Annotated in this window: 1 protein-coding gene; it reads left to right on the top strand. The window is 41.8% G+C overall.

The window, feature by feature from the left end; translation table 11 throughout:
• Nucleotides 1-181: 181 nt before the first annotated feature.
• Nucleotides 182-1,410 (top strand): IS3 family transposase gene (locus tag QVA83_RS11455; protein WP_139125424.1). Its coding sequence is split into 2 segments (ribosomal slippage): nt 182-533 and nt 533-1,410, totalling 1,230 coding nucleotides; the frame shifts between segments, so codons are not numbered across the junction.
• Nucleotides 1,411-1,442 lie beyond the last annotated feature (32 nt).

The raw sequence follows: 1,442 nt of genomic DNA, 5'->3' as shown, positions 1-1,442 counted from the left end.
CACTAGAAGACGCTGGCGTTAAAACTGTACGTTCACTTGCTGAAATCGGCAAGGCGCTTCGCGAGACTACAGGTTGGTAAGCTAACGCTTAACAATTTTGTGATAAAAGCCCGCTTTAAGCGGGCTTTTTTGTGCGCGCTTGTCCCGTCCTAAAATACGTTGACATAAAGAGGACTTCTTTATGACAACTTCAAGTAATCAAAGACCTAAGCGCACACAGCGTGATTACACATTAGCTTTTAAATTGGGTGTAGTTGAGCGTGTAGAAAAAGGCGAATTCTCTTATAAACAGGCACAAGCTCACTTCGGAATACAAGGAAGGTCGACGGTACTGGTTTGGCTCAGAAAGCATGGTAGACTCGACTGGTCGAAACCATTTCAGCATCCACTTATGCCAAGTTCAAAAGAAACACCAGCCGAAAAAATAAAACGCCTCGAGAGAGAATTAGCTGACGAAAAGCTCCGCAATAAAATCCTTAATGGAATGGTAGATATTATGGATAACGAGTATGGAGCAGGTCTCAGAAAAAAGTACTTATCCGGTACGTCTGGCAAGCCAAAAAAAGAAAAGAAATAAATTTGGCGGCAGCATGCCGGGTTGTGGGAATATCCAGACAGTCGGTTTACCAGGCTGTTTCTCGCATGGAATGTAGAAGAGCAGAGCTATCGATAATTAAAGATTGGGTACTTTATTGGCGCAAGTATATGCCGCAAATAGGGACGCGTAAGCTCTATAAACTTTTAAAACCAAAGTTGGTTGAGCATGGGATTAAACTAGGTCGAGATGGCTTTTTTACTTATTTAAGGAGCGAGGGACTACTCGTTAAGCCAAAGAAAAGCTTTACCAAAACTACATTCAGTAAACATTGGATGAAAAAGCATCCAAATTTACTTAAGGAAGAAGGTCTGCATAATGCAAAGCATGTGCTTGTTAGCGATATCACCTATCTCGAATCCGACCAAGGTGTACACTATCTATCGTTAGTAACAGACTCTAGCACGCGTAAAATTGTAGGGCACCACTTGAGCTTGGATATGAGGGCTGAAAATGTAGTCAAAGCACTGAAGATGGCCGTCAAAGATAAACGATATGCAGGTAACAGTGTTCACCACTCAGACAGAGGGCTACAATACTGTTCAGCTATCTACCAGAATGAGTTGAATGCGAATGGGATCCAGCCGTCAATGACAGATGGTTACGACTGTTATCAAAATGCATTAGCAGAACGAATAAACGGTATACTTAAGCAAGAGTTCTTACTCTACCGATGTAAAACAATCGAAGAGTTGAAAATACTCGTTACCGAATCAATCAAAATTTACAATGAAATGAGACCGCACTTAGCATTAGATATGGAAACGCCTAACGCAGTGCATAATAGAAAAGGCCAGCTTCGAGAGCTGGCCTAATAACTGTCAACCTATATTAGGACGACACACAC

The organism is Alteromonas sp. AO-Serp (assembly GCF_017849675.1).
GTDB lineage: Bacteria > Pseudomonadota > Gammaproteobacteria > Enterobacterales > Alteromonadaceae > Alteromonas > Alteromonas macleodii.
Note: the sequence above shows the minus strand (reverse complement) of the source record. Positions and strands in the feature narration are given on the sequence as shown.